This is a genomic window from Marinomonas sp. CT5 (assembly GCF_018336975.1).
Taxonomy (GTDB): domain Bacteria; phylum Pseudomonadota; class Gammaproteobacteria; order Pseudomonadales; family Marinomonadaceae; genus Marinomonas.
In genome coordinates this window covers 968,010-994,632 of the sequence record NZ_CP025572.1, presented here as the reverse complement: position 1 = coordinate 994,632, position 26,623 = coordinate 968,010, and the positions used below count along the sequence as shown (strand labels likewise).

The 26,623-nt window shown below is 43.3% G+C and carries 24 protein-coding genes; 11 read left to right on the top strand and 13 right to left on the bottom strand.

What is annotated here, in order from left to right; genetic code table 11:
- Nucleotides 1-62 precede the first annotated feature (62 nt).
- Both glnE and C0J08_RS04730 read right to left on the bottom strand, forming a co-directional pair.
- A complete protein-coding gene (gene glnE, locus C0J08_RS04735) occupies nt 63-2,990 on the bottom strand; it encodes a bifunctional [glutamate--ammonia ligase]-adenylyl-L-tyrosine phosphorylase/[glutamate--ammonia-ligase] adenylyltransferase (RefSeq protein WP_212654960.1) in 2,928 nt (975 codons plus the stop codon).
- Between the two features lie 75 nt (nt 2,991-3,065).
- Nucleotides 3,066-4,013, bottom strand: coding sequence for a CYTH domain-containing protein (locus C0J08_RS04730; RefSeq protein ID WP_212654959.1), 948 nt, complete (start codon nt 4,011-4,013; stop codon nt 3,066-3,068).
- A gap of 129 nt (nt 4,014-4,142) precedes the next feature.
- Here C0J08_RS04730 and argE point away from each other — a divergent pair, with 129 nt between their 5' ends.
- Both argE and argA read left to right on the top strand, forming a co-directional pair.
- The gene (argE, locus tag C0J08_RS04725; protein ID WP_212654958.1) at nt 4,143-5,318 is read left to right on the top strand and encodes an acetylornithine deacetylase; all 1,176 of its coding nucleotides are present in this window, start codon (nt 4,143-4,145) and stop codon (nt 5,316-5,318) included.
- Nucleotides 5,308-6,630, top strand: a complete 1,323-nt coding sequence (argA, locus tag C0J08_RS04720) for an amino-acid N-acetyltransferase (protein WP_212654957.1) — start codon at nt 5,308-5,310, stop codon at nt 6,628-6,630. The genes argE and argA overlap by 11 nt, the downstream gene beginning before the upstream one ends.
- A gap of 68 nt (nt 6,631-6,698) precedes the next feature.
- Here the strand turns inward: argA and C0J08_RS04715 are convergent, their stop codons facing one another.
- The 6 genes from C0J08_RS04715 to rpoE all read right to left on the bottom strand — a co-directional run bounded on the left by C0J08_RS04715 (nt 6,699) and on the right by rpoE (nt 11,424).
- Complete coding sequence (locus C0J08_RS04715; RefSeq protein ID WP_212654956.1) at nt 6,699-7,124, bottom strand: chemotaxis protein CheW; 426 nt, start codon at nt 7,122-7,124, stop codon at nt 6,699-6,701.
- A gap of 150 nt (nt 7,125-7,274) precedes the next feature.
- Complete coding sequence (locus C0J08_RS04710) at nt 7,275-8,684, bottom strand: DegQ family serine endoprotease (RefSeq protein WP_212654955.1); 1,410 nt, start codon at nt 8,682-8,684, stop codon at nt 7,275-7,277.
- Nucleotides 8,685-8,745: 61 nt separating this feature from the next.
- The gene (locus C0J08_RS04705; RefSeq protein ID WP_212654954.1) at nt 8,746-9,213 is read right to left on the bottom strand and encodes a SoxR reducing system RseC family protein; all 468 of its coding nucleotides are present in this window, start codon (nt 9,211-9,213) and stop codon (nt 8,746-8,748) included.
- Nucleotides 9,206-10,177, bottom strand: a complete 972-nt coding sequence (locus C0J08_RS04700) for a MucB/RseB C-terminal domain-containing protein (protein ID WP_212654953.1) — start codon at nt 10,175-10,177, stop codon at nt 9,206-9,208. The genes C0J08_RS04705 and C0J08_RS04700 overlap by 8 nt, the downstream gene beginning before the upstream one ends.
- Nucleotides 10,178-10,180: 3 nt before the next feature.
- Nucleotides 10,181-10,834: an RseA family anti-sigma factor gene (locus C0J08_RS04695; protein ID WP_212654952.1), complete on the bottom strand. Its 654-nt coding sequence runs from the start codon at nt 10,832-10,834 to the stop codon at nt 10,181-10,183.
- Nucleotides 10,835-10,836: 2 nt separating this feature from the next.
- Nucleotides 10,837-11,424, bottom strand: a complete 588-nt coding sequence (rpoE, locus tag C0J08_RS04690) for an RNA polymerase sigma factor RpoE (protein WP_212654951.1) — start codon at nt 11,422-11,424, stop codon at nt 10,837-10,839.
- A 234-nt stretch (nt 11,425-11,658) separates the two neighbouring features.
- On the opposite strand from rpoE, the gene nadB reads away from it, so the two are divergent.
- On the top strand, nt 11,659-13,254 hold the full coding sequence (nadB, locus tag C0J08_RS04685; RefSeq protein WP_212654950.1) for an L-aspartate oxidase: 1,596 nt from the start codon (nt 11,659-11,661) through the stop codon (nt 13,252-13,254).
- Between the two features lie 9 nt (nt 13,255-13,263).
- On the opposite strand, the gene C0J08_RS04680 is transcribed toward nadB, so the two are convergent.
- Nucleotides 13,264-13,659, bottom strand: a complete 396-nt coding sequence (locus C0J08_RS04680) for a hypothetical protein (protein WP_212654949.1) — start codon at nt 13,657-13,659, stop codon at nt 13,264-13,266.
- A 19-nt stretch (nt 13,660-13,678) separates the two neighbouring features.
- Nucleotides 13,679-13,954 carry an FAD assembly factor SdhE gene (locus tag C0J08_RS04675; RefSeq protein WP_212654948.1) on the bottom strand — a complete coding sequence of 92 codons (276 nt, stop codon included), beginning with the start codon at nt 13,952-13,954 and terminating at the stop codon, nt 13,679-13,681.
- A gap of 323 nt (nt 13,955-14,277) precedes the next feature.
- Between C0J08_RS04675 and C0J08_RS04670 the strand changes: the two genes are divergently transcribed.
- From C0J08_RS04670 to C0J08_RS04645, 6 genes are all read left to right on the top strand, one after another.
- On the top strand, nt 14,278-15,597 hold the full coding sequence (locus C0J08_RS04670; protein WP_212654947.1) for an ABC transporter substrate-binding protein: 1,320 nt from the start codon (nt 14,278-14,280) through the stop codon (nt 15,595-15,597).
- Between the two features lie 103 nt (nt 15,598-15,700).
- Complete coding sequence (locus C0J08_RS04665) at nt 15,701-16,561, top strand: carbohydrate ABC transporter permease (RefSeq protein WP_212654946.1); 861 nt, start codon at nt 15,701-15,703, stop codon at nt 16,559-16,561.
- A 10-nt stretch (nt 16,562-16,571) separates the two neighbouring features.
- Nucleotides 16,572-17,402, top strand: coding sequence for a carbohydrate ABC transporter permease (locus C0J08_RS04660; protein ID WP_012068809.1), 831 nt, complete (start codon nt 16,572-16,574; stop codon nt 17,400-17,402).
- An 18-nt stretch (nt 17,403-17,420) separates the two neighbouring features.
- On the top strand, nt 17,421-18,515 hold the full coding sequence (locus C0J08_RS04655) for an ABC transporter ATP-binding protein (protein ID WP_212654945.1): 1,095 nt from the start codon (nt 17,421-17,423) through the stop codon (nt 18,513-18,515).
- A 1-nt stretch (nt 18,516) separates the two neighbouring features.
- Nucleotides 18,517-19,947, top strand: a complete 1,431-nt coding sequence (locus tag C0J08_RS04650) for a mannitol dehydrogenase family protein (RefSeq protein ID WP_212654944.1) — start codon at nt 18,517-18,519, stop codon at nt 19,945-19,947.
- 139 nt (nt 19,948-20,086) lie between these two features.
- Nucleotides 20,087-20,983 carry a helix-turn-helix domain-containing protein gene (locus C0J08_RS04645; protein ID WP_169460423.1) on the top strand — a complete coding sequence of 299 codons (897 nt, stop codon included), beginning with the start codon at nt 20,087-20,089 and terminating at the stop codon, nt 20,981-20,983.
- A 60-nt stretch (nt 20,984-21,043) separates the two neighbouring features.
- Here C0J08_RS04645 and xylB read toward each other — a convergent pair whose 3' ends face one another.
- On the bottom strand, nt 21,044-22,531 hold the full coding sequence (xylB, locus tag C0J08_RS04640; protein ID WP_212654943.1) for a xylulokinase: 1,488 nt from the start codon (nt 22,529-22,531) through the stop codon (nt 21,044-21,046).
- Between the two features lie 301 nt (nt 22,532-22,832).
- On the opposite strand from xylB, the gene ygfZ reads away from it, so the two are divergent.
- Nucleotides 22,833-23,735, top strand: a complete 903-nt coding sequence (ygfZ, locus tag C0J08_RS04635; RefSeq protein ID WP_212654942.1) for a CAF17-like 4Fe-4S cluster assembly/insertion protein YgfZ — start codon at nt 22,833-22,835, stop codon at nt 23,733-23,735.
- Between the two features lie 51 nt (nt 23,736-23,786).
- On the opposite strand, the gene ung is transcribed toward ygfZ, so the two are convergent.
- Together ung and C0J08_RS04625 are read right to left on the bottom strand one after the other, a co-directional pair.
- Nucleotides 23,787-24,509 (bottom strand): uracil-DNA glycosylase, encoded by a 723-nt coding sequence (ung, locus tag C0J08_RS04630; protein WP_212654941.1) that lies wholly within the window; start codon nt 24,507-24,509, stop codon nt 23,787-23,789.
- 24 nt (nt 24,510-24,533) lie between these two features.
- Entirely contained in the window at nt 24,534-25,421 is an 888-nt protein-coding gene (locus tag C0J08_RS04625) for a choline kinase family protein (RefSeq protein ID WP_212654940.1), read from the bottom strand.
- Nucleotides 25,422-25,512: 91 nt separating this feature from the next.
- Here C0J08_RS04625 and hexR point away from each other — a divergent pair, with 91 nt between their 5' ends.
- Nucleotides 25,513-26,379 carry a transcriptional regulator HexR gene (gene hexR, locus C0J08_RS04620; protein ID WP_110577254.1) on the top strand — a complete coding sequence of 289 codons (867 nt, stop codon included), beginning with the start codon at nt 25,513-25,515 and terminating at the stop codon, nt 26,377-26,379.
- Nucleotides 26,380-26,623: the final 244 nt, after the last annotated feature.

Here is a 26,623-nt window from a genome sequence, read left to right as displayed (position 1 = left end):
TAAATAAAGTATAGTCGGCCTTTACTGAATTTACGAACATCTTTTTATTAAAAAACTGCACATCAAATACCAGTATCACTCACAAAATTTTCCCAATATTGACTCACCAAGTTTTGATTCTCAATTAACCCATCATTTTGAACAACACGACCTTGCTGCTGTAAACTCAACCGATGAGTAAGAGATCGATAAAGCGTATAAGTATCCGTCATTTTTTCTGCCTGTTCGGCACCAATAAGACCAACTTTTGCGGCGGCTTCAAGCTGACGTACATTATCAGAAAATCGCATCAACTCGGGGTACTTTCCTGACCAAGCTAAAACCAGATATTGCACCATAAATTCAATATCAATGATGCCACCAGCCCCCTGTTTCAGGTCAAAGCCTTTTTCTTTGCCACCCGTATCTAAATGAGCACGCATTTTTTCGCGCATCTTGATCACTTCTGCTTTCAGCTCATTACGATCTCGTACCGATGAAATAATGTCTTTTCGACAATTTTCAAATTTTGCGAGCAAATTCGATTCGCCAGCTAAGCCACGAGAACGAGTCAAAGCTTGGTGCTCCCAGACCCAAGCTTCTTTTTGCTGATAATCTCTAAAGGCGTCTAAACTTGAAACCAATAAGCCAGAGTTACCAGAAGGACGTAAGCGCATATCTACTTCGTACAAACGACCTGCCGCAGTAAAGCTAGTGATCACGTGAATTAAGCGCTGCCCAAGGCGGGTATAGAAAGTAAGGTTATCAATACTACGGTCACCGTCTGTATTGCCGTTTGATTGCGCATCGTGAATAAAGACAAGGTCCAAGTCTGAGTCGTAGCCTAATTCCCAACCGCCTGACTTACCGTAGCCAATAATGGCTAATTGCGGAGCAAAAGCCGTTTCTCCCTGACTAACGGGAAAGCCGTGTTTTTTGGTTAAATACTGCCAAGACTGCTGTAATACCTGTTCTAGCAGCACTTCTGCCAACCAAGTTAAGTGATCACTCACTTTCATTACAGGGAGTATACCGGTTATATCGCAGGCGGCGATACGCAAAATAATAGAACGCCTGAAGCGACGCAGAGCGTCCATTTGAGCTTCTTCATCGTCTTCAGGTAAACGCAATAATATCTGCTGCAACTCTTCTGCTAACATGGCTTTATCTGGTGGAGAAAATAAAGTGTTAGCATCAAGCAATTCATCCAGCAATGCTGGTGTGGTCGAAATGGCCTCAGTAAACCATACACTTTCTCGACATAACTGGATTAAATGCGTCAGTGCCGTTTGATTTTCACATAACAAAACCAAATAAGCCGTACGACGTAAAACTGCCTCTAGAATAGGAAAAACGCGCTCTAGCACTAAGTCTGGATTAGCTTCATCAATTAACTTTGACATCAAAGCCGCTAAAAATACCGCAAGCCTTTCATGCCCAATAGGTTGCATGAAGACAACCGTGCGTGAGCTAAGCAGCTGAGAAATACGCAAGATACTTGCTTCATGGTCTCGCCAAGCAATTAACTCAATGGCATCCTTTATAGCTTCTTTGTCTTCTGGATGTTTGATCAATAAACGCCATGTTTCTTGATTTTTTACCTCCTCACTACTTTCGTTGCCATCATCAATTAGTGCCACAAAAGAGCGGTGTACATTTTTACGCACCTCCCAAAGCCTTTCATCCAATGCTTCCCATGAAGCAAACCCCACCATCAAAGCGATACGGGTACGTGCACGACTATCTTCTGGTAATAATTGTGTTTGCTCATCATTCACAGCTTGTAAGGCATGTTCGGTACGACGTAAAAGCAAATATGCTTCACGCAATTGGTCCATTTCTTCTACAGGCAGATAATCCTGTTGGGCAAGGTAAGGCAATACTTTTAACAAGGCCGGTGTTTGCAAACCTTGATCACGCCCACCATGCAATATTTGCAAGGCTTGGGCGATAAACTCAACTTCTCGAATACCACCTTCACCTAATTTAATATTATGCTCAATTCCTTTACGGCGGACTTCTTTGGCAATCATTTGCTTAAGATCGCGCAATGCTCCGATTGCTCCAAAATCAAGATACTTGCGATACACAAAAGGCTTTCGCAAAGCCTCGAACTCACGCACATCCAATTCACTACCTGACATGACTCGGGCTTTAATCATGGCATAACGTTCCCAGTCTCGTCCCTGATCTTGGTAATAGTTTTCTAACGAGTCCATGTTGAGTACTAAGGCGCCAGATTGCCCAAAAGGACGCAAGCGCATGTCGACGCGAAACACAAAACCATCCGCGGTCACTTGGTCTAAATGTTGAATGAGTTTTTGCCCTAGCTTAGTGAAGTATTCTTGATGAGAAAGGCTTTTTTTACCGCCTTGGGTGTCTCCGTGTTCACGAAAAGCAAAAATCAAATCGATATCCGAAGATAAGTTAAGCTCGTTGCCGCCCAGTTTCCCCATACCAATCACAATCATCGATTGAAGCTCATGATTACTGTCAAAGGCCTGACCGTACAAAGCAAGGTAATGCTGTGTCGTCCATTGTAAGCTGGCATTAACGCACGCATCAGCCAAAGCACTTAAACGCGATGTTAACTCTGTTAGAGAAAGACGCTGCTGAATATCTAAAGAAATAAGCCGTACCATCCACCATTGACGATACAATCGTAAGCGCTTAAGAAAACTCGCTTCATCTAATGTGTCAGTGGGCTCTGATGGACAGGCATTCGCCTCTAATGGAAAAAATGCTTCACCTGTCATCAATGCTTCTTTAGAAGGGCGTTGCGGCAATTTTTCTAACTCCAATACATCATCAAGCCAGTGAGGAAAACGAATAAACTGTTGATGTAAATAATCGCTCAAAATCCACAATGGCTCTAGTTTAGCTATTTGCTTTTCGCTTAACGCCTCTAGACTATGCCTTTCTCGTGCTTCTTGAACTTGTTCTAACAACAACTGAGAAGGTAACTGCTTACAATAAATTTCATAGCTAGGGTTTAAATCCGGTGGAGTCAAAAGGTCTTCCTTACATTTTTATTTTTTAGAGATAAATAGACACTATATTTTCATGCCATAATCGCAACACATAAATTAAGCAGAACGTTGGTTTAACCACTGCCCAACCAACAGCATCGTAGTGCCAATTTGAGTCATTCCAGCTAAATTTTTCAACAATAAATCTTCTTCAGTTATTAACTGCTGTTCTAATTCTCTATCCAATTGTGCCAATGCTTGTGCTAGCTCGCTTGGTAAACATGCTCTTAATTGAGACATGGAGTGACGAAGAGGCTGCATAAGAGCTTCGTCTTTCATAAAATACATAGCCTCCCAATATACCAACCAGACTTCATACCAATAGCCGGCAAGTTCTAATAAGTTCGACGTATTCAGAGGTTTATCTGGAAATTCAATTTGACCATATTTTAATCGGACGCCTTTTTGTGCTTTAGAAACCGTACTTACTTGAACAGGCACTTGCTCAGCCAATTGCTTCGCAAATTGATATAAACCTACTTCATCACCGCCTTTCAACTCCAGCTCTAACTCACAAATGCTATCTTTACCATAGGGAGAAGTTACCAAACCTTGATCACAAACCACTTCCATTTTTGTAGTAGAAGTTTCTACATTCCATACTTGACGTTCAAAATCCGTGCGATACACCTCAATAAGCTCATCACTCCATGACATATTTTGCAACGCTTCAGGCAAAGGAACCTCTTTTAAAAGCGACAAATCTAAGTTATCACTTGGTATAAACCATTCCCACTCGCCACGGGCATGCATACCAATACGATTGCTACCACGAGTTTTCACCGTCTGAATAAACTTATCATTTACCGCTCGAATACGCAGAGCCATTCCCGCTTGCATTAAGCTTGCGTCCTCTGTATCAAAATAAGCATTCATTAAATTCAATGTTGGCTGACGTGATTGTTGAACGCTTGCAGATTGGCGGCAAATGCCATCAAGAAAATCACTTACTGATTGTAAGTAATCAGGCTGAATCATTAACTTAAGCTCTAGCTCGGTAGCCATAATATAAAGACCTCTACAACCTTTGCTGTTGAGCAAACAACAAAGAAAAAAGAATGTTTGTTCAAGTGTACCAGATGGCTAGCTTCCAGTAGTAATATATGAGGATAACTTGGCCCTAGGAACATTTTTATGCCCGCACTTCCTTCTCTTATTAATATGATGTCGCAACTTATTGCGTCACCTTCTATCAGTTGTAGTCAAGCCCACTGGGATCAGTCAAATAAAGGCGTGATTCAATTGTTAGAAAGCTGGTTGAGCTCTCAAGGCTTTCAATGTGAAGTCATGCCTATTCCCGACCACCCAGGTAAGTTCAACTTAATAGCGACACTTGGAAGCGGTGACGGTGGTTTGGTCTTATCTGGCCACACAGATACAGTGCCATTTGATAAAGGACGCTGGCAGTCAGATCCATTTAAGCTAGAGGAAAGAAATCAAAAGCTCTATGGTCTTGGAAGCTGCGATATGAAAGGCTTTTTTGCCATTGTGATCGACACGGTTCGCCAAATGCAGCTGTCTAATTTAAAGCAGCCCCTTATAATCTTGGCTACGGCGGACGAAGAAAGCTCTATGTCCGGTGCTCGTGTACTAGTCGAAAAAGGCTCACTCAAAGCTCGTTACGCCTTGATAGGAGAGCCAACATCGCTAACCCCTATTTATGCCCACAAAGGCATTATGATGGAACGGATTCAAGTAACAGGCCAAGCAGGACACTCCTCTAACCCATTGCTAGGTAACAATGCATTAGATGCAATGCACGATGTCATGTCAGAATTAATGCAATTCCGTCAGCAGCTTAAAGCAAACTACCGTGACGCAAGCTTTGTCATTGACTATCCTACAATGAACTTTGGTTGCATCCACGGCGGCGATAACCCCAACCGCATCTGCGGTCGTTGTGAGTTGGAATTTGATTTAAGAGCGTTACCCGGCATGAGTAATAAGGCTCTGATGGAAGAAATCGCGCAGATATTGCCACGTATTGAAGAAAAAACCGGCACTATTATTCAGTTAAATAGCCTATTTCCCGACATTCCGTCTTTTTATACACCAATTGAATCAGATATCATTAAAGCGTGTGAATCGCTAACTAAGCGAGAAGCCAGTACAGTCGCCTTTGCGACTGAAGGCTCTTTCCTAAATCAAATGGGAATGGAAACCTTAATACTCGGGCCGGGCTCTATTGATCAAGCCCACCAGCCAAATGAATTTATGGCATTGGATCAAATAAAGCCAATGCAAAAGGTAATTCGCGGTTTAATCGAGCGTTTTTGCCTTCAATTAACTGAACCAAAAAATGAGGAATAGCGTGCCTGAAGAATTTAATTATGTAGACTGGTTCCGCCATTCTTCTCCCTATATTAATGCTCATAGAGGAAAAACCTTTGTCATCTTGATTCCAGGTGAAGCGGTCGAATGCGCTCACTTTTCAAGTATCATCCATGATCTTGCACTATTAGATTCACTGGGAATACGCTTAGTTTTAGTGCAGGGAGCTCGTCCACAGATCAATCGTATTTTAGAAAACCGACGTTTAACTAGCCGTGTCGAAGAGGATTGTCGCGTTACACCGCAAGATCAGCTTCTGGACATTATTCAGGCCTCGGCGGCCGTTCGAGTACAGTTAGAAGCGCAACTTTCCATGGGTCTATCTAATACACCAATGGACGGCGCTCGTCTAAAAGTATGCAGCGGGAATTATGTTATTGCTCGCCCTCTGGGTGTTGTTGATGGAATCGACTATGGGCACACTGGCGAAGTGCGTAGAATTGACACCGAAGCAATCTTTCGCCTCCTAGAAGACGACAACATGGTGCTTTTACCACATCTTGGCTTTTCCCCTACAGGCGAAGTTTTTAACTTAAAAAGCGAAGATGTTGCCATTCAGGCCGCCATTCAACTAAAAGCCGATAAGTTGGTCATTTTTGCTGAGGAAGAAGGCGTATTTAAGAGCGATGGTGAACTTTACTCAGAGTTATTAACCAAAGACGCTGAAGCCATTTTAAAAGAAAAGTCTCTCTCTACCATTACACATGCCGCCTTAAGCGCATGTGTACAAGCGGTTCGTCGTGGCGTCCCCAGAGCACATTTGATTTCTTACAATGTCAATGGTGGCTTACTACAAGAACTCTTCACTCGTGAAGGCTCTGGCACCATGATAGACGAGGACAGCTATGAGCAATTGCGCCCTGCTCAAATTGATGATGTTGGCGGAATGATGGCATTATTGGCGCCTTTAGAAGAAAAAGGCATCTTGGTAAGACGGTCACGGGAGCTTTTAGAGAATGAAATCGACCGATTCATTGTCATTGAGCGAGATGGGGCCATAGTTGCTTGCGCTGCGCTTTACCCATTTGAACAAGAATATTCTGGCGAATTAGCCTGTTTGGCCGTATCACCGGATTATCGAGGTTCAAATCGTGGTGAACGTTTATTAAAAGGCATAGAGCAAGCCGCTAAGCGTCAGAATTTGACTATGTTATTCTTACTGACCACTCGAACAGCTCATTGGTTTATCGAACGTGGCTTTACTGAAACAACTTTGGCAAGTTTACCAACACAAAAGCAAGCGCTGTATAACTACCAACGTAACTCCAAGATTTTTTCTAAGCAGCTGTAATATCCGTATTTATGCGGCCTAAAAAGACGGCCCAGTGACATAACTATTCACTAGGCCGTCAAAAACACTTAATCGAGAGTCGAACAATAGTCATTAAATTCCACTAATATATAAAGTTCATTGTTATCCTGTATGGTTCCTTGGACACAGTCATTGTCTCTGTATTCTAATCCATTAGTTTCATTCTTTTCAGGTAAGCTCATAACCCGCTCAACACCTTCTACTCGAATACCAAAGTAGCCAGTAGGTAAATCCAGTACAATAATATGTCCTTCCTCTTCGCACTCAGCCGGATCTAAATTCAGTAAATGACTGCCATACAATACTGTTACCATATTTCCGCGAACATCAATCATTCCTTCTACGCCTTCTCTGGCGCCCGGAACAGGAGCTGGTGATTGATAGCTAAGAACTTCTTTCACATTAGAAATAGAGTGAACATAACGTTCTCCACCTAATCGAAAACAGATACCCTTATCTATTACTTGCTCCACACCCGACCTCCGAATTAATTTGTTATCTAACTAAATATCACCATAAACACTGATTTATCAGCAAAAAAATAGTTACATGTCTAATCTTTTTATTCAAGTTTTAAGCAAAAAAAAGCGACCCAAAGGCCGCTTAGAAAAATATATAAAGTATTATTCCATTATTTTAAATGGAATAAACATTGGATAACCCTGTCTAATCACACGCATTGGAACAGATCGTCCATTAGGAATATCTTTTGCAATCTTAGTAAAGTCAGCCACATCATTGATACGCTTACCATTTAGCATGGTAATGACATCACCTTGTTGCAAGCCATTACGTGCAGCTGTACCACCAAGAACTTGCTCGATAATGACACCATGATCGATATCAAAATTCTTCGCGACATCGGCTGGTAACGCACCAACAATCATACCTAAGCGATTCTGATCCTGCTGGGATTGAGCCACTACTTTCGGATCGTTTGGACGGGCATCCAAGGTCACTGAAATCGTTTGCTCTTTACCATCCCGGTACACTTTTGCTTTCACTTTCTCGCCAGCTTTTAGTTGCCCAACAATGTATGGCAACTCTCCAGAATGCGCAATGGATTCACCATTAAACTCAAGGATAATATCACCAGATTTAAGACCTGCTTTTTCAGCTGGTGAATCTGGTAATACTCGACTTATCAACGCTCCATTTGATCTGTCTAGGCCAAATGACTCCGCTAGTTCGTTATTCACATCTTGAATCAATACACCTAACCAAGCGCGAGAGACTTTACCATTACTCTTAAGCTGATCGACAACGGACATAGCAACTTTAGAAGGAATCGCAAATGACACCCCCATAAACCCACCAGAACGCGTGTAAATTTGTGAATTAATGCCTACAACCTCACCATCGAGATTAAATAGCGGGCCACCAGAATTACCTGGATTGATGGCTACATCGGTTTGAATAAATGGCACATAGTTATCTGAAGGAAGGTTTCGCCCAGTTGCACTCACAATACCTGCCGTGACTGTGTAATCAAAGCCAAAGGGGGAACCAATCGCTAAGACCCACTGGCCTGCCTTCAGCTTATCGGAGTCTCCCATTTTTACGATAGGTAAATTGTCAGCATCAATTTTGAGCAATGCTAAATCCGTACGAGGATCCGTTCCAATTAATTTCGCTAAATATTCACGTCTATCATTGAGACGCACATGAATTACATCTGCCCCATCAATAACGTGATTATTCGTCAACACATAACCATCATGAGAAATAATAAAGCCGGATCCCAATGAGCTCCGCGGTCCCTGCTGAGGTGGCGCTTGTTGACCAAAAGGCTGCTGACCAAAGAAGTGTTTGAAGAACTCATTAAGTTCCTCACTATTAGGGCCTAATTGCTGCCCTCCTTCATTAGCCGTTTTTGTGGTAACAGTTTGTTCCGTACTGATATTCACAACAGCGGGAGAGGCTTTTTCCACTAACTCTGTGAAGTCAGGGAGTGAAGCCGCATGAGAAAGCATCGATATCATCATAAAACTACTGACGACAATCATGCTAACTTGTTTAAGCAATCTGTTCATTGATTGGTCTCCTTAAGACGTACCAAATTCATTACAGTGCCAGGTGAAGACGATTAGAAGCTCACGATGTCACAACCATAGGAATACGATCATCATGAAGCGATTCAATTCTTAAAATTTTAGGATAATAGTCAAGGTTGTTCATTTCTTGGTTTGACTTGCTACGCGCTAATAAAAGTCCAGCGGCAAAACCAATAATAGAAAAAATAACAGCAATACCAGAGCCACCGCCCCATAAAGAAGGAATAACCGCTCCGCCAACCAAACCGAGTAAAGGTATCATATACATCCAAATAGATGCTTGTAACAAAGTATCCTCAGGAATCCCAACAACCACATTCTGTCCGATTTCAACTGATAAAGGATCTATTGCCCGCATACGCATTCGATTAGAAGAAGAAACTTGGGCAATAGCATGATGCCCACAACCGTGGCGAGCACGACAAGAAGTACAGCTACTAGTTCGAATAGTTTCGACTTCAGCAAAACCTTCTTCTGTTGATAATACTCTGCCTATTTCTTCAATCATGATCAGGCCTTGGCATAAATACAGTCATTAATTTTTCTATAGTCGACTCTGGCACTTCCCCAACCATAGTCAACAAATACAGCTGATTTTTAACTTTAATACTACGCTCACCTGCAATGGTGGCTCCCATACTAAAAATAGACATGGCTTTAGGTTTCATCGTCGGTTCAATAAAGACCGATACCGTTGTCATTCCATCAGATAATAAAAGCATGCTAGTGCCATGATTTAAAGATCTTGCTTCAGGCCAAACCAAAGAAAAGCCATCCGGTAACCAATCAAACTGCCAGAGATTTTTTATACGTCTTGGCTGGATTTCGACAACAGGTTCTGCGTAACTACCCTCTTTGGGGACAAAATCTTTATCTTTCAAGTCAGGCGAAAAATTCACAGAAGTAAATTGAATTCTTTCCAACAATTTGCCATCCGTTTTCATCATGTCATGCTTTAAAAGAAAGTGGTTCTCTTCGTCTAACCAAAAGATGTGGCCATAACGATACTGGTCTTTTGGCACTAATTTTACAACCTCTACTTTTCGACCTGCAATTCTGCTGGTATGCGGTCCAACTATTAGGTCATAACCTTTAATAAGGCGATCACTATCAACATCTTTAAAGCGCTTGAATGGGGGAATTAATGGAGCGCGCATGTTAGCAACCATAGCGTTTGGGTAGACCGAAATTATTTTGTCATCAACACGCAAGACTTCAACCTTATCACCATCTAAATCCACCAAACTTTCATATTCCACTCCATTCATCAAATCATGACGAACGCGCATACTGTTCATATTGGTATCTTCTGAAAGGACAAAAACCCCTTCATAACTCAAGGTTGAAAAAGATTGAGTCATACTCTGTAAAAGGTGTAATGCGGTGTTCGTAGTATTACTCGCCAAACTCAAACTAGACGAGACTAAACACAGGGATAATAAAAAAAACCGCAATGGCAAAAACAATCTCATAAATTACTCTTTTATTGGGTAACTAACGACTCGAGCCATGGGCATCATACCTTGACCGACTGTCATAGCGGCTTGCTCGGCATGTTGTCTGAGATAGTGCTGTAATCGAACGTTATCGACTTGCAGACTATCCTTATCCAATTCGGCCAGTGGTGTGATGACTCTATTTTCGACAGGGGAACGTACTTCAGTGACTAAGTTCGCATTGGAAGCGCCTGATTCTAATAACGGACTCCCACCAAGGACAATCACAAAAGCAACACTTGCGGCGACAGCAACGCCTGAAAACATTACACGCCAACTAAATCCAGAAGACTTCTTTTCTTGCGGTGTAACAAACGGAAGTAGGTTATTAGACAACTCTTCAGCTTGGGTATCTAAGCTATCTTCATCATCAAGCTGCGCACGAATACGAAGCAGTAAACTGTCCTCAAGCCCTACATCAACCTGCTCATCTTTATGCAGAACCTGTCGAATTAGATGAAAACCTTCTAGCTGCTTACTAATTTCAGAACTATCCTCACTTAATAGGCACTCAATGTCTTGCTTAGTCGCTTCACCATCAAACATGGCAGACAAACTTGGAAGAAACTCTTGATTACCATCATTGTCGATGGTGCAACTTTTTCCTGAAAAAGTATCTTGTATAGCAGCCATTTCTATTCTCCTGCGTCCAACAATGGACGAATGTGCTTTTCTACCGCCTCACGAGCACGAAAAATACGCGATCGAACCGTTCCTACAGGACAGTCCATAATCAATGCAATATCTTCATAGCTCAGACCATCGAATTCACGTAATGTTAACGCGCTACGCAATTCTTCCGGCAAATGTTGAATTGCATAATGAATCGCTTTTTCAAGACGATCGCTATTTAGTTTTGCTTCAGGTGTATCAATATCTGATAACGATTCATAAACACCAAAAACCTCTTCATTATCCAATTCAACATCAGACTCAGGGGGACGACGTGAACGACTTACAAGGTAGTTTTTCGCGGTATTAACAGCAATACGATACAACCAAGTATAAAAGGCACTTTCTCCACGAAAGCTACCGATAGCTCGATACGCTTTAATAAAGCTCTCTTGAGCGACATCCAGTACTTCGCTTCTATCTTGTACATAACGTCCAATTAGACCAATCACTTTATATTGATATTTGGCAACAAGCATATCGAAAGCCCGCTTATCACCCTGCTGTACTTTCTCAACTAACGCCTGATCGGAAGACGTTTCGTGCTGCATAGGCACCTCATATAAAAACCTTATTCATTCGCGCCCCTGCTTATTACAAGAGAAGACCACATTTTATACAACGAGTTCCCATATCGTATTGCAAATTCATCAATTTAATGAAGCAACACACACTAAAAAAATAATTAATAATATTAAATATTTAAAATGCAACATGAGAAAGTGTTCACTATTTGTTAGCAACAATAGTAACATTAATTTTTTATTCATAATTAGATCAATACAATGAGCCGACACTATAAACACGATATTGTAATTATTGGCGCAGGAGCAGCCGGGTTGACGCTAGCACTTGAATTGGCAGACCAGCATCATGTTGCCATCTTAACCAAAGCAGATATTCGCGAAGGGTCCACATTATACGCTCAAGGCGGTGTCGCTGCTGTATTATCGGATAAAGACACAATCGATTCGCACATTAACGACACCATAAACGCTGGCGTTGAGCTAGGTGATCCTGAGGCGATTCGCTTTACCGTCGAACATTCCAAGGAAAGTATTGATTGGCTAATCGATCAAGGCGTACCTTTCACCCGATATGGAGAAAGTGAGGAATACCACCTAACAAAAGAAGGTGGTCATAGTCATAGACGCATTATTCATAGTGCCGACGCGACGGGATTAGCCATCTCCAAAACTCTGATTAAAAATGCCAGCAATCACCCAAACATTGAATTTTTCCCTGACCGTGTGGCTATTGATGTCGTGACCACTAAAAAGCTTGGTATTTCGGGCCAAAATAGAGCGGTTGGCGTTTATGCATTAAACCTTAATGATGACTCTATCGATGTGTTCCATGGACGATTTGTTTCCTTGGCCTGTGGTGGCAGTAGCAAAGTGTACCTTTACACCAGTAACCCAGATACGGCATCAGGTGACGGAATTGCCATGGCTTGGCGAGCGGGCTGTCGTGTCGCCAATATGGAATTTAATCAATTCCACCCCACCTGCCTTTATGATGCTAAAGCGAAAACATTTCTGATATCAGAGGCAGTACGTGGAGAAGGCGGAAGACTCTTACTACCAGACGGTACACGTTTTATGGCACAGTTTGATGAGCGAGAAGAACTGGCTCCACGCGACATTGTTGCTCGCGCCATAGACCATGAGATGAAACGCCTTGGGGTAAACCATGTATTATTGGATATTTCGCATAAAGATCCAGTTTTCATCAAAGAACACTTTCCAACCATCTATAAACGTTGCTTAGAGTATGGTCACGATATGACCAAGGGACCAATTCCCGTTGTGCCGGCGGCCCATTACACCTGTGGAGGAGTAGTTGTAAATCGTCATAGTGCAACGGACATTGAGAATCTTTATGCCGTTGGTGAAACCGCTTACACCGGTCTTCATGGCGCCAACCGTCTGGCCAGTAATTCGCTTTTAGAATGTATTGTGTTTGCTCGCTCTGCTGCGCGTCAAATTGCTGAAAACCATAAACTAACCAATGATGTGATGATTCCTGATTGGGATGAAAGTCAGGTAACAAACTCAGATGAAGACGTCGTAATTACCCATAACTGGCAAGAGCTAAGGCGCTTTATGTGGGATTATGTAGGCATAGTGAGAACCGACAAACGTCTTTTGAGAGCAAAACACCGTGTTGATTTATTATTGTCTGAAATTCAGGAATTTTATACTAACTACAAAGTGTCCAGTGATTTACTAGAGCTCAGAAATTTGGCTGTTGTCGCCGATTTAATTATACGCTCTGCCATGTCTCGCAAAGAGAGCCGAGGGTTACACTTCACACTAGACTACCCTAATAAACTCCCTTCGAGCTTACCAACGATACTGGCGCCTAAAAAAGCAGATTAAGCACCCAATCTAATGGTTTTTCGCTTCTTCACTGCGGCGCAACAAAATTTGTTGCGCCGCATAAGAACGCAATATTTTATATTCTCTACTCGACAAACTATCTCGATATATCACACGGTATTTAGGCCAAACTCGACGAAATAAACTTTTTTCCTTATCTACCTTAGCAATCAACTGAAGGCTATTAGCACGGATAAAAAGCAACCTTTCATAAACACCTAAATCAAAAATGAATCCCCCTTGATCATCAATACCGATTTTTCGTAAAGGCTGCCGAAACCGTTGAACCATAAGCACCAACCCGCCAAGCCCAACACTTAAATACAACAATGCCCGCCAAAAGGCAGGCATCCAAAAGATTTGCAGCAGAGCGACATAAGCCAAAGCTAAAACTAGCCAAAGCATTATGCCAATCCAAGAGCATTTAAGCTCGGTAGTTTTCAGGCTGAACACGGGTCAAAATAATATCAACAATGCGCGCATGATCCGCATCTTCAGGTACAGCACTTTGCATAAACCAAGGGAAAAGATCTTGATCTTCAAGCGCGAGCAAATTAACGAAACGCTGTTTATCTTCTTCTTCCAACGTTAAATACACTTCCGCCAAAAAAGGCTCGAGTAAAACATCAAGCTCCAACATGCCACGGCGACACTGCATTTTAAGGCGTTTAAAACTCAATGAATCTTTAGTTTCAGTCATGATATTTCCCTTGATTTAGAATGCCGCCATTATAGCCATTTATACAAAAAAAACGAAAATGCCATTCTTTCATTCACTGATATTTATCACATAAAAGCTTATTCGACAAAAAGATAGCGTCGGTTAGCAGACAACAAAAGAGTATTAATTTGACTCAATTTCTATCAATCCCTTAAAAATGAAACAAAATAGTACATGTATTAGCGTTTTATGTATTAACGGGTCAATTATCACATGCCCTATATTAATGATCACTTGATGAGCAATTATCGAGAATTAGGTACGACTATAAAAACAAAGAAACTCCAAACCGGGGGAAACCTATGAAACGCCTTACCAAGAATACCCTAGCTTATGCGGTATCTATTTCAGCTGCGATGGCAGCAAGCAGCGCCTTCTCAGCAACTCAAATCACAGTGGCTACTGTAAACAATGGCCATATGATCGAAATGCAAAAACTCACACCCGAATTTGAAAAAGCCAACCCTGACATCAAAGTGAAATGGGTAACTTTAGAAGAAGGCGTTTTGCGCCAAAACGTGACTCAAGATATTGCCAATAAAAGCGGTCTTTATGACGTCATGACCATCGGCATGTACGAAGCGCCAATTTGGGGTGAACGTGGTTGGTTGCAAGCCATCGACACCAGCGGCAATTATGATGCAAAAGACATTTTGCCTTCTATTCGTGGCGGCCTGTCTTACAAAGGCACTATGTACGCTGCGCCATTCTACGGCGAAAGCTCTATGGTCATGTACCGCAAAGATCTCGCAAAAAAGGCTGGCATTACTATTAAAGACCGCGATAGCTGGGAACATATACGTGAAGCGGCCGCCGCTATGAATGACCCTGATAACGGTGTTTACGGAATCTGCTTGCGCGGCAAAGCTGGCTGGGGTGACAACATGGCCTTTATGACAGCCATGGCTAACTCTTTTGGTGCTCGCTGGTTTGATGAAAATTGGAAGCCTCAGCTAGAAACGGCTGAATGGAAAAACGCCGTTAACTTCTACGTGGATCTATTGAACAAATACGGACCACCGGGAGCCAGCAGTAACAGTTTCAATGAAAACCTAGCACTATTCAACGAAGGCAAATGTGGTATGTGGATTGATGCCACCATCGCGGCGTCTTTTGTTACGGATCCTAAGCAAAGTAAAGTCGCTGACAAAGTGGGCTTTGCTCAATCGCCTTACGCCGTGACAGAAAAAGGCGCGAACTGGTTATGGTCTTGGGCACTTGGCATTCCTGTGGCAACCAAAAATGCGGATGCGGCACAAAAATTCGTACGCTGGGCTACTTCTAAAGAATACATCAAGCTAGTGGGTGAGAAAAATGGCTGGGCAGCGGTCCCAACGGGCACAAGAGCCAGCACGTATGCCAACCCTAAATTCCAGAAAGCGGCTGTTTTTGCTGATGCTGAACTGAAAGCCATCAACTCAGCCGATCCAAATGACAGTACGTTAAAACCCTCTCCTTACGTAGGTGTTCAGTTTGCGGCCATTCCTGAATTCCAAGCAATTGGCACCACGACTGGACAAATGATTTCCGGCGCACTTTCTGGGTCTATGTCAGTCGATCAAGCATTGCAGTCTGCAAACACTTCCGCGGATCGTCAAATGCGTCAAGCTGGGTATTACTAAACACCTACAGGCTCGACAAAGAAATAGGGCTTTGCCCTATTTCTTACTTTGATACGTTCTACTCAAGAACAGACTCCCCTGCTTATAATAAGAGAAACACAACATGAAGCGCTCAATCACTCGCTTATTAATGGCACCATCTGTCATCATGCTTTTGGTTTGGATGATCATTCCACTCTCCATGACCATCTATTTTTCCACTATCCGCTACAACTTATTGTACCCAGGTCAGAATAACTTTGTTGGGTGGATGAACTTTGAATTCTTTATTACCGATCCTGGCTTTATTCCAGCGGTATCAAACACGCTCATTTTACTGCTTTCCGTTTTGGTCATTACCGTAGTGCTAGGCGTCATGCTGTCCGCTTTAATTGATAAGCCATTTTTCGGTCAAGGCATCGTCCGTGTCCTGCTGATTTCTCCATTTTTCATCATGCCAACAGTCAACGCTTTGATATGGAAAAATATGATGATGAATCCGGTGTACGGTATTTTTGCTTGGATATCAGAATCATTGGGATTCGAACCGATAGATTGGCTGTCTAACTACCCCTTAGTATCCATCATCATGATGGTCAGCTGGCAATGGTTACCTTTCGCCATTTTAGTCTTTGTTACTGCGCTGCAATCCCAAGACACAGAACAAAAAGAAGCGGCTCAAATGGACGGCGCAACAGGCTGGCATATTTTCCGCTATCTCACCATCCCTCATCTAGCCCGTCCCATTGCTGTGGTTGTGATGATAGAAACCATTTTTCTACTCGCCGTGTTTGCAGAGATTTTTGTATCTACTGGCGGTGGCCCAGGTTACGACAGTACCAATTTGGCTTACCTAATCTACAACCAAGCCCTTCTGCAATATGACGTTGGTGTCGCTTCAGCTGGTGGTTTGTTTGCTGTATTGCTTGCCAATATCGTGGCCTTTTTCTTAATTCGTGCCGTTGGCAAAAACTTAACGGTGTGAGGTAACTACCATGACGCTTAATCAACAACGTAAACTCAAAACCATTTTGACTGGCTTATTCGCTTGGACAGTCGCATTGGTATTATTTTTCCCGATTTTTTGGATGTTTATCACCTCCTTTAAAACCGAGCTACAGGCAATATCAGTACCGCCTTCTCTGTTCTTTGAGCCAACACTGGATAACTTCAGAATTGTCCAAGAACGCAGTGATTACATTCACCATGCGTGGAACTCAGTCGTAACCTCATTTGGCTCCACAATTATTGCCTTGGTGATTGCCATTCCCGCGGCGTATTCCATGGCGTTTTTCCCAGGGAAACGCACAAAAGACATTTTGCTTTGGATGCTCTCTACCAAAATGCTGCCAGCGGTCGGGGTGTTAGTGCCTATTTATATCCTATGCCGAGACTATGGTTTATTGGATTCCAAAACGGCACTGGTGATTATTTTCACTCTGATGAACTTGCCCATTATTGTGTGGATGCTGTTTTCCTACTTCAAAGATTTACCAAAAGAAATCCTAGAAGCGGCGCGGATGGACGGCGCTACTCCTTGGGATGAAGTGGTCAAAGTTGTATTACCCCTTTCTGTTGGCGCCATTTCGTCAACGGCTCTTTTGTCTATCGTACTGTGCTGGAACGAGGCATTTTGGTCTCTCAACTTAACCGCCTCCGATGCGGCACCTTTAACCGCCATGATTGCCTCTTACTCCAGTCCTGAGGGTCTGTTCTGGGCAAAATTATCCGCTGCCTCCACGCTCGCTTGCGCACCAATCGTCATCTTCGGTTGGTTCTGTCAAAAACAATTGGTCCAAGGCTTAACGTTCGGCGCCGTAAAATAATTATTAGGAAGTTTTTTTATGACTTACTTAGCGATCACTGATTTACAAAAACATTATGACAGCTACCATGCCTTGCGCGGCATCAACCTAAGCATTAGCGAAGGCGAATTCGTCGTCTTCGTTGGGCCATCAGGCTGTGGCAAATCCACACTATTACGCACCATTGCTGGCCTTGAATCCAGCACAGGCGGCAGTATCGAGCTAGACGGCAGAGACATCACTGAAGTGGCATCGTCAAAGCGCGACCTTGCTATGGTATTCCAGTCCTATGCTTTGTACCCGCATATGACAGTGGCCGATAACTTATCCTTTGCATTGCGTCTTGCCAAAGTATCGGACGCCGAAATCAAAGAAAAAGTTCGCGCTGTGTCGGCGTCTTTACAGCTAGACGCGCTATTAGAACGCAAGCCCAAGGAGCTGTCTGGCGGTCAACGCCAACGTGTTGCCATTGGTCGTGCCATTGTTCGCCAACCTAAAGTCTTTTTGTTTGACGAACCCTTGTCGAACCTTGATGCGGCACTGCGTGTACAAATGCGTTTAGAGCTCGCTCGCCTTCACAAAAAACTCGGCACAACCATGATTTACGTAACCCACGATCAGGTTGAAGCCATGACCTTGGCGGATCGCGTGGTGATTTTGAATGCTGGTCAGATTGAACAAGTAGGCACGCCACTGGAACTTTATCGTCAACCAAACAGCCGTTTTGTTGCCGAGTTTATTGGCACGCCAAAAATGAATTTAATTGCGGGAAATAAAATTATTCGCCAAGAAGAGACTCTCGCCATTGAATTACTTGGTCAACAAATTCACTTCCCTGCCAATCGTTTAAAAGGGCCATTGCCAGACTCTGTTGTCGTCGGTATTCGCCCAGAGCACATGTCCTTAGTCGAAAGTGGTGGTGACTTATCTGGACGCATCGAGCTAGTTGAACACCTAGGCTCCGAAGCTTACGCGCATCTGCAATTGTCTAGCGACCAAACCATTATCGTCAAAGCACCGGCACGAACAGAACTCAAAGACGGGCAAGAAGTCAGTCTAAAAATTGATATGTCTGAAATGATTTTGTTCAACGAAAATGATCGCGTCATCTCGGTGATTCCAGAGGAAGTGTAATATGGCTAATTACTTACAAGCTTCCTCAAATAGGGAGCAATTATCTGTTCAAAATTACTCAAAAGAAACGATCGAAGCTGGCATTGTCCATTTGGGGGTGGGCGCTTTTCATCGCGCTCACCAAGCTGTGTATATTGACCGTTTGCTTGCTCATGATGGACAACAAAACTGGGGCATCACTGGCGTCAATATTCGCCCACAAGACAGTCAAGCCTTTGCGCGTTTTGTAGAACAAAAAGGCGAGTATGTTTTAAAAACCATGGCCGCCGATGGGGAGACAAAATACGAGCATATTCGTTCTATCGTTCAACAAATTGATGGCGCACAAGAACCAGAAAAGGTGGATTCCACCCTCGCCGACGCTAAAACACAGTTGGTGACATCCACCGTAACGGAAGGCGGTTATTACCTAGATGAAAACCGCCGTTTGATGCTAGAACATCCAGCCATCAAAGCGGATATCGCAGGGGCTCGCAATACGCTTTACGCTTTTTTGTACGCTGGACTTAAATTGCGCAGTGAAACATCCAAAGCCAAAATCACCTTATTATGCTGTGATAACTTGCGTCATAACGGTGAACTACTTGAAACGGGCCTCATGCAGTTTTTAGAGGCTAAACAAGATTCCGTTCTAGCGCAGTGGGTAAGACACAACGTGTCCTTCCCTTGCTCTATGGTAGACAGAATTACGCCCAAACCCAGTCAGAAACATGTGGACGACGTTCGCTCACGGTTTGGTGTTGATGACCATATGACGGTCATGGGCGAAGACTTCATTCAATGGGTAGTCGAAGACAAATTTGCCGGTAAAAAACCGTCTCTTGATCTGGTTGGCGTGCAATTCGTACAGGATGTTGTGCCTTTTGAAGAAGCGAAAATTCGCATCCTAAACGCTGGTCATACCTGTGTTACCTACCAAGCGGCATTGAAAGGTCTCACCTACTTTGATGAAGCCATGCGTGACGAGGAATTAAAGCAGTATTTCACCGACTTTATTCTGCAAGATTCGATACCTGCCATTGGGGATTCTGTGGTTGATCTGCCAGCCTATTTTGACATTATTGCCCAGCGCTTTAGCAACGCCAACATTGGCGATACGGTGGAGCGTATATGCACCGATGGCTATGCGAAGTTTCCGATCTTTGTTTTCCCGACATTGGAAGGTGCTTACCGTAACGGACGCATACCAAACAAAACGATACAAGGTATTGCTGGCTGGTTTGTCTTTATCCAACTGTCGAATCAAGGCAAACTAAAGACACCTTATCATGAGCCCAATAAAGCGTCGTTAACGGCTTTTAGTGATGATGAGGCTGGCATTCAGGCTTTTGCGACCGATCGTTTTTTATGGGGCAATGTGCCAACAGAACACCCCGACTTTGTGACCGAGCTAACCAAAGCCATTCAAACGACTATGGCAACCTATGCTTAGATGGTGATCCCTCAATAAGAGGGCTAAACTCAAGGAAGTAAGGGGAAGAAAGCGGTCTCTTCCTTGGTTTCTTGAGTATATTTTATTAACAATAATAACAAGCAGTGAGTGATACTGTTATCTGCTGAGCGAGAAGATTATGCAAAACACAGCCAAACGCATCACGCCAGAATATGAAATTGTTGAAGACAACGAAACCATTCGTTATCTAGAACACGGATACCCTTGCGATCTCATACGTTGGCACGCTCATGATGACTATGAACTGCACTTCATCGTTGCCACTTCAGGAAAAGTCTTTGTGGGAGATTACATAGGCAATTACTCACCTGGCCAACTCATTTTAACTGGCCCTCGTCTCCCCCATAATTGGATATGCCAAAAAGATCAGGAAGAGGTTCAACTACGAGACATGGTCATTCGTTTTGATCACGAATCCTTTTCCAATGGCATGAAAATAATTCCTGAGCTCGCCGAGATTCTACCTATGCTAGCAAGGGCAAAGTCTGGCATTGAATTTTATGATCAGGATCATGAGTACCTGAAAGACGTCTTTCAAAAAGTTCGTGATTCCACTGGTTTATCAAGGCTCATCCTAGCACTTCCTTTATTGCAAAAACTGGCCCAGAGCAGGAGTTATCGCTTACTTTCTACGGTACAAATTGACTTAAAATCCAGCGAAACCTTGCAACGCAAAATCAATACCGTGGTCGATTACGTGTCTCAGAATTACAGCCAAGACATTACGCTATCAAGCGTGGCAAGTTTAATCGGCATGTCAGACAGCCATTTTTCACGCTTCTTTAAAAAAGCAACAGGTAACCGTTTTATCGAATTTGTGAATCGAGTGCGTGTGAGTCGCGCGTGCAGCCTGCTGACGGAGACAGATCAACAAATCGCCACCATTTGTTTTCAGGTTGGTTTCAATAATGTCGCTAACTTTAACCGCCGATTTCATGAGCTGAAAGGGGTAACACCAAGAGACTTCCGCACCCAAAGCAATGTCCATATTGAAGGAATGGCGCCCGTTTCATAAAGCCAACACCTTCACTATAAAAAACGCCGCCAGTTTATCTCGCGGCGTTTTTTATGACGTTTAAAAGAGTTGCATCAGCTTTTGATTCAAGGCTTTTGTCGATTGATAGAAAGATTGGTACACATCGTACTTATTCTGATAATAAGATTTTAACCTGTCGTCTGGTTCGTGCACGGCCAATACCTCTGGCATGGTGCAACATTCTTCAATTAGTGACTCAATGTTTCGGCCTTGGCTTTGTTGCTCTCCTAATAGCGCCAAACGTGCCGCCCCCAAACCCGGCCCAACATCTCCACCGTCACGATAAATCAAACGCTTATTCAAAACGTTGGCAATGATCTGACGCCACAGAGCAGAACGAGCACCACCGCCAATCAGTGACAACTCGTCGACTCGACTCTTCGCACTGTCTAAGGCGTTTTGGCAATCCAGCATAGAGAACGCCACACCTTCTAATATTGCCAAGGTCATGGCTTCAACGTTCGTCGTATTGCTTAAACCAACAAATTGTCCGTTGGCGAATGGGTCATTATGCGGGGTTCTCTCGCCACTAAGGTAGGGCAAAAACAAGACAGTCGTTTGCTCGATCTCGCTGTCCTCAAGGGCATCCAATAATTCGGCAACGGATTTATCCACCAGCTTGGCAAACCAAGCTAAAGAATTCGCGGCGCTCAAAGTCACGCCCATTTGATGCCAGCGATTCGGCAAGGCATGACAAAAAGCATGCACGGTATTCTGTGGGTTCGCCTTGTGAGATTCACTCACAGTAAAGTACACCCCAGATGTACCTAACGAAATAAAGCCTTGGCCTGGGTTGGTGACTCCCATTCCCACAGCCCCCGCCGCATTGTCACCGGCGCCCGCCACCACTGGCAGCTTAGAAAGCCCTAATTCCAGAGCAATCTCTTCTGATAAAACACCAACCACATCACAGCCTTCATGCACTTTCGGCATATTGGCCTGTGTTAACCCCGTTGCGGCTAATAATGCCTCATCCCATTGACGGGTTTCAGGATTTAACCAAAGGGTTCCTGCTGCATCTGAGCAATCGGTCGACATACTTCCCGTAAGCCGATAAGCCAAATAATCTTTTGGCAATAAAACATAAGCTAATTGAGCAAATATCTCTGGCTCATTCTCTTCTATCCAACGGATTTTAGGAGCGGTAAAACCTGGCATAAATAGGTTTCCAGAACGTTCGATCAAGTCAGGACACTGCGTCATCATGGCTTCGCATTGTGCTTGGCTCCGGCCATCATTCCATAAGATACAAGGTCGTAATACTTGACCTTTCGCATCCAGTAGCGTTGCTCCATGCATTTGTCCAGAAAGCCCCAGTGCTTTTAATTTGCTTAGATCCAAACGCTGCTGCAATTGCTCAACGACATCTTTACAAGCCTGCCACCATGACAAGGGGTCCTGTTCCGACCAAGTAGCATGCGGACTATCAACCGTTAACGGAACCGACTCCTGCGCCAGTACATTTCCTTGATCGTCTATAACGACGCCTTTCAAACCAGATGTGCCAAGATCAAGACCTAAATACATGCTTTTACTCTTCTATAAATCGTGTTTTATTTTATGTTTTTAATATGGCATGCCGACCATCACTTCATACTCAAAAGAATGGGTAAAAGTGTCAACATAATTGTCGTAATTGGCCATTTTCGTACCACTACAGCATAAAAATGGTTGGCTTTGATTAGTCACCCCTCCCTTAACTTACTCTCTCGATATAAAAATTCCTTATCTATTAGCCATTGAAATGTAAAATTAAGGCATTACTGATAGGCTATTCATGCAGAGCCGCTGCAACCTATTTTGTCTGATCTATTTTTTGGAACCTTCTATGACTTCGCTTCACGATATTATTGACTCAAAATTGCAAAACAACGACGTTGTAAAGAGACAGCAAGATATCGGCGTACTGCGTGTTTCTGGCCCCGATGCCAAGAAACTTCTACAAGGCCAAACAACTTGCGATATAAACAAGCTGTCACAAGAAACCGGTTTGTACGGGGCCATTTGCAGCATTAAAGGCCGCATCATCAGCAGCTTTTATATCGTTCAGAATAATGAAGATGTACTCATGTTGATGGCAAAAGATCTGGTTGAAAAAACCTTAATACACCTGAAAAAGTATGCGGTTTTCTTCAAAACGGAACTGGTCGATGAGCAAGATAATTTTGCGGTGTATGCAAAGTTAGCGGCAAGCCAGTCAGATGCATCCGACCAGTTCGCCACCAGCCACAATAGCGACGTTATTAGCCTAACCGTTAGCCAAGAGCCTTTAGACATTCAATGGCTTATTTGCCCAGCTAGCAACCACGAAATAGAAGAACAAAATCCTGAGCTAGCCGCCTTAGCGATTCTCGCCGCTCGCCCACTGATTAGCCTTGAACAGAGCGAAAACATTTTGCCTCAATGGCTTAACATGCAGAGCACAGGCGGCATCAGTTTTACAAAAGGCTGTTACACAGGACAGGAAATCGTTGCTCGTATGCAATACAAAGGAAAATCGAAGAAGCAACTGGCGTTAGTGACTTGGCAAGGCCATTTAGATACCACACAAGACATCCTTGATGGACAAGGCAAGAATGTGGGACAAATATTCTCATCGGCTCATATTCAAGACCATCATTATGCTCAGATTATCTTGAACATTGATCCTAGCGAAGCAGATCAACTGCTGATGGATGGAAGTGAATTAACCCTACTCCCCCTGCCCTACTCACTTGAAGCTAAAAAGTAATCACTACATCAAAAACACCGACTAGCGCCGGATAGGTGCTAGTCGGTGTTTTTAAAAAGGCAAACCAAACTGTTGAGTTTGCTTTACGTCTTCTGTCCCTTCCAATGGCTTTAGTTGCCATTCTATCGACTGCTTACCCAACGACTCTAAATACCCATTGGCTTTAGAGAAATGCTGACACCCGAAAAAACCACGGTACGCTGACAACGGCGATGGGTGAACACTCTCTAAAACACAATGTTTTGTGCGATCAATGTGTTGGCCTTTCTTTTGGGCATAAGAGCCCCACAACATAAAGACAACGCCTTGATGCTCGTTATTGATTAGTTCAATAATTTTATCTGTAAAAATTTCCCAACCTTTATTTTGATGGGAACCCGCTTTGCTTGCTTCAACCGTCAGCACACTATTAAGCAATAAGACGCCTTGCTGCGCCCATTGTGCTAAAAAACCATGCTGTGCCGGTGAAATTCCTAAATCCATCTCAAGCTCTTTATAGATGTTGACCAAGGACGGTGGCACTTTAACATTGGGCTTAACCGAAAAAGATAAACCATGAGCTTGGCCTTCGCCGTGATAAGGGTCTTGCCCAAGAATCACCACTTTCACCTGCTCAAATGGCGTTTTATTCAATGCCGTAAAACGCTCCGCTTCAGCGGGGTAGATAACTTTGCCCTGTTTCTGTTCCCCATCAAGAAACTGCTGCAAGGAACGCATATAGTCTTTATCAAATTCGTCAGCCAAACGGGTTTGCCAACTTGGAATTAACATCATTTTTTACTCTTAGCTTTTAATAGCCTATTTGCTGATTTCAAGAAAAGGATTGAGCGTTGGCATCGCTTTAAAATCCACATAGAAAGGCCAAGCATCAGGGTCCTCGGGGCTGGTGACATGTTTTAGCAACAACCATGTCATCTCTCGCAACGAATAGGCCAAACTGTATTTAGCCACTTTTTGAAGGGTTTCTTCCAGCGCAAGAGAATCATCATAGCTTTGGATCAAGGTGATTTGCTGATCACGAGTTAAATTATGTGAGCGAGCCACCACGGCCAAATCAAATAAAGGATCCCCCATTCCAGTGTATTCCCAATCGATCAGCCAAATCTCATCCTCATCTATTAGGACATTTTTCGGATTCAAGTCGTTATGACAAACGACTTGAGAAGCACTTTGCTTTACACGTGGCAGATTTGAAAACAACCCACGCAAATAACTAAGTTCACCTTGAATATCTGCACGAGAAGCTGAATGCAATTCTATCGACTGAAGATAATGTTCAATCAAATCATAAATACAAAATGAGTGGGTTATGGCCGGCAAACGATGTGCTTGGGCCAAAGCGTTCGCCACTCTTTTTACACTCACGTCTGAGTGCTCAACATCCCACCCTAATGAAGGCTGAGTAACGTATTGGCACGCAAAAGCACCTAGATCATCGTGCCATAATACCGGCGGGGAGATTTCCGCTTTTGCGGCCGCAAGTAATACAAGCATTTCACTTTGCCTATCAATACCAAAAGCCTCTTCGTTTAAAGCCGGTACGCGCAAGACTAATTGAGGAACCTTGTTCCAACTCAAACGATATACTTTATTGGAGAAGCCTTCTTCAAGAAGCATTACTTGGATTTCATTAAATTCAGGCAAAATCCTCGCCATTTTATCGAAATAGGCTGTTAAGTTAGTCATTTTAAATCCTTTTTTATTGCCAGAATTGTAAGTCGCTGTCAGAATGAACAACTGAACAATCCGAGTCAATAGACAATTTTGAAGCAGATAGATGAATAAACACGAAGACATTATTCGTAAGATCCAAGAACGACTGAGCACTTTAAGCAAATCTGAACGCAAAGTAGCTGAGGCAATTCTTGCAGACCCCAAGACGACTATCCATTCTAGTATTGCAAAATTAGCAGCTAGGGCAGAAGTAAGTGAACCTACCGTTAACCGATTTTGTCGTAGTTTAATTGGTAGTGGCTTCCCAGACTTTAAAGTGTCTCTAGCGCAGAGCCTAGCTACTGGCACGCCTTATGTGAACCTGAACGTTGAACCTGATGATGCTCCCGGTGCCGTTACTGCCAAAATATTTGAAGCCGCGAAAAATAACCTAACTCGTGCTCAAGAAATTTTGCCAGAAAGCCTTATCAGTCGCGCTGTTGATGTGCTTGCTCAGGCACGCCGTATAGAATTTTATGGCCTTGGAGCCTCAGGTCCTGTGGCAAAAGATGCCCACCATAAGTTCTTTCGATTAAACATGCCGGTTGTTGCCTATACCGATATTTTAGTTCAACGAATGGCCGCCGCTGGGGCACACTCAGGCGATGCCATTGTGGTGATTTCTTATACAGGTCGAACCTTACCTTTGATCGAAACAGCGCGTGTTGCTAGAGCAACAGGCGCTTCAGTGATAGGTATTACTAACCCAGATTCACCTTTAACCGAGCATTGCTCTATCGTTCTTCCCATCGAAGAAACGGAAGATACCGATATTTATACCCCAATGAGTTCTCGCATTGTCTATCTAACCTTGATTGACGCTCTTGCGACTGGCGTACTTTTGAAACGTGGCCCTGAGTTCAATGCACACCTTAAAAAGCTAAAACAAAGTGTACAAGATACTCGATTACCAAAAGTTGAGAAAAAGTAATCTTCATGAAGAAGGCGCAGTCCATGCGCCTTCTAATATAATCCTTAAGCCTTCCCGCTCACAATATTCTGCTAATCCACTGATTTGATAATCAAATACTATTTTTTTACAATTTTCACAGAGAAATTTGAAAGATTCTCCTTCTTGACCCACATAGAATCACCCTAGTTTTTGAAAAGTGTCAAAATGTTATCCATACTCTTTACGATCATGTGATTATTTTTAGATCAAATATCAATAACTA

Bases quoted from the DNA above. Each gene is read 5' to 3' on its own strand.
- C0J08_RS04730 (WP_212654959.1), bottom strand. From the start codon at position 4,013: ATGGCTACCGAGCTAGAGCTTAAGTTAATGATTCAGCCTGATTACTTA.
- argE (WP_212654958.1), top strand. From the start codon at position 4,143: ATGCCCGCACTTCCTTCTCTTATTAATATGATGTCGCAACTTATTGCG.
- argA (WP_212654957.1), top strand. From the start codon at position 5,308: ATGAGGAATAGCGTGCCTGAAGAATTTAATTATGTAGACTGGTTCCGC.
- C0J08_RS04710 (WP_212654955.1), bottom strand. From the start codon at position 8,684: ATGAACAGATTGCTTAAACAAGTTAGCATGATTGTCGTCAGTAGTTTT.
- C0J08_RS04705 (WP_212654954.1), bottom strand. From the start codon at position 9,213: ATGATTGAAGAAATAGGCAGAGTATTATCAACAGAAGAAGGTTTTGCT.
- C0J08_RS04700 (WP_212654953.1), bottom strand. From the start codon at position 10,177: ATGAGATTGTTTTTGCCATTGCGGTTTTTTTTATTATCCCTGTGTTTA.
- C0J08_RS04695 (WP_212654952.1), bottom strand. From the start codon at position 10,834: ATGGCTGCTATACAAGATACTTTTTCAGGAAAAAGTTGCACCATCGAC.
- rpoE (WP_212654951.1), bottom strand. From the start codon at position 11,424: ATGCAGCACGAAACGTCTTCCGATCAGGCGTTAGTTGAGAAAGTACAG.
- nadB (WP_212654950.1), top strand. From the start codon at position 11,659: ATGAGCCGACACTATAAACACGATATTGTAATTATTGGCGCAGGAGCA.
- C0J08_RS04680 (WP_212654949.1), bottom strand. From the start codon at position 13,659: ATGCTTTGGCTAGTTTTAGCTTTGGCTTATGTCGCTCTGCTGCAAATC.
- C0J08_RS04675 (WP_212654948.1), bottom strand. From the start codon at position 13,954: ATGACTGAAACTAAAGATTCATTGAGTTTTAAACGCCTTAAAATGCAG.
- C0J08_RS04670 (WP_212654947.1), top strand. From the start codon at position 14,278: ATGAAACGCCTTACCAAGAATACCCTAGCTTATGCGGTATCTATTTCA.
- C0J08_RS04665 (WP_212654946.1), top strand. From the start codon at position 15,701: ATGAAGCGCTCAATCACTCGCTTATTAATGGCACCATCTGTCATCATG.
- C0J08_RS04660 (WP_012068809.1), top strand. From the start codon at position 16,572: ATGACGCTTAATCAACAACGTAAACTCAAAACCATTTTGACTGGCTTA.
- C0J08_RS04655 (WP_212654945.1), top strand. From the start codon at position 17,421: ATGACTTACTTAGCGATCACTGATTTACAAAAACATTATGACAGCTAC.
- C0J08_RS04650 (WP_212654944.1), top strand. From the start codon at position 18,517: ATGGCTAATTACTTACAAGCTTCCTCAAATAGGGAGCAATTATCTGTT.
- C0J08_RS04645 (WP_169460423.1), top strand. From the start codon at position 20,087: ATGCAAAACACAGCCAAACGCATCACGCCAGAATATGAAATTGTTGAA.
- xylB (WP_212654943.1), bottom strand. From the start codon at position 22,531: ATGTATTTAGGTCTTGATCTTGGCACATCTGGTTTGAAAGGCGTCGTT.
- ygfZ (WP_212654942.1), top strand. From the start codon at position 22,833: ATGACTTCGCTTCACGATATTATTGACTCAAAATTGCAAAACAACGAC.
- ung (WP_212654941.1), bottom strand. From the start codon at position 24,509: ATGATGTTAATTCCAAGTTGGCAAACCCGTTTGGCTGACGAATTTGAT.
- C0J08_RS04625 (WP_212654940.1), bottom strand. From the start codon at position 25,421: ATGACTAACTTAACAGCCTATTTCGATAAAATGGCGAGGATTTTGCCT.
- hexR (WP_110577254.1), top strand. From the start codon at position 25,513: ATGAATAAACACGAAGACATTATTCGTAAGATCCAAGAACGACTGAGC.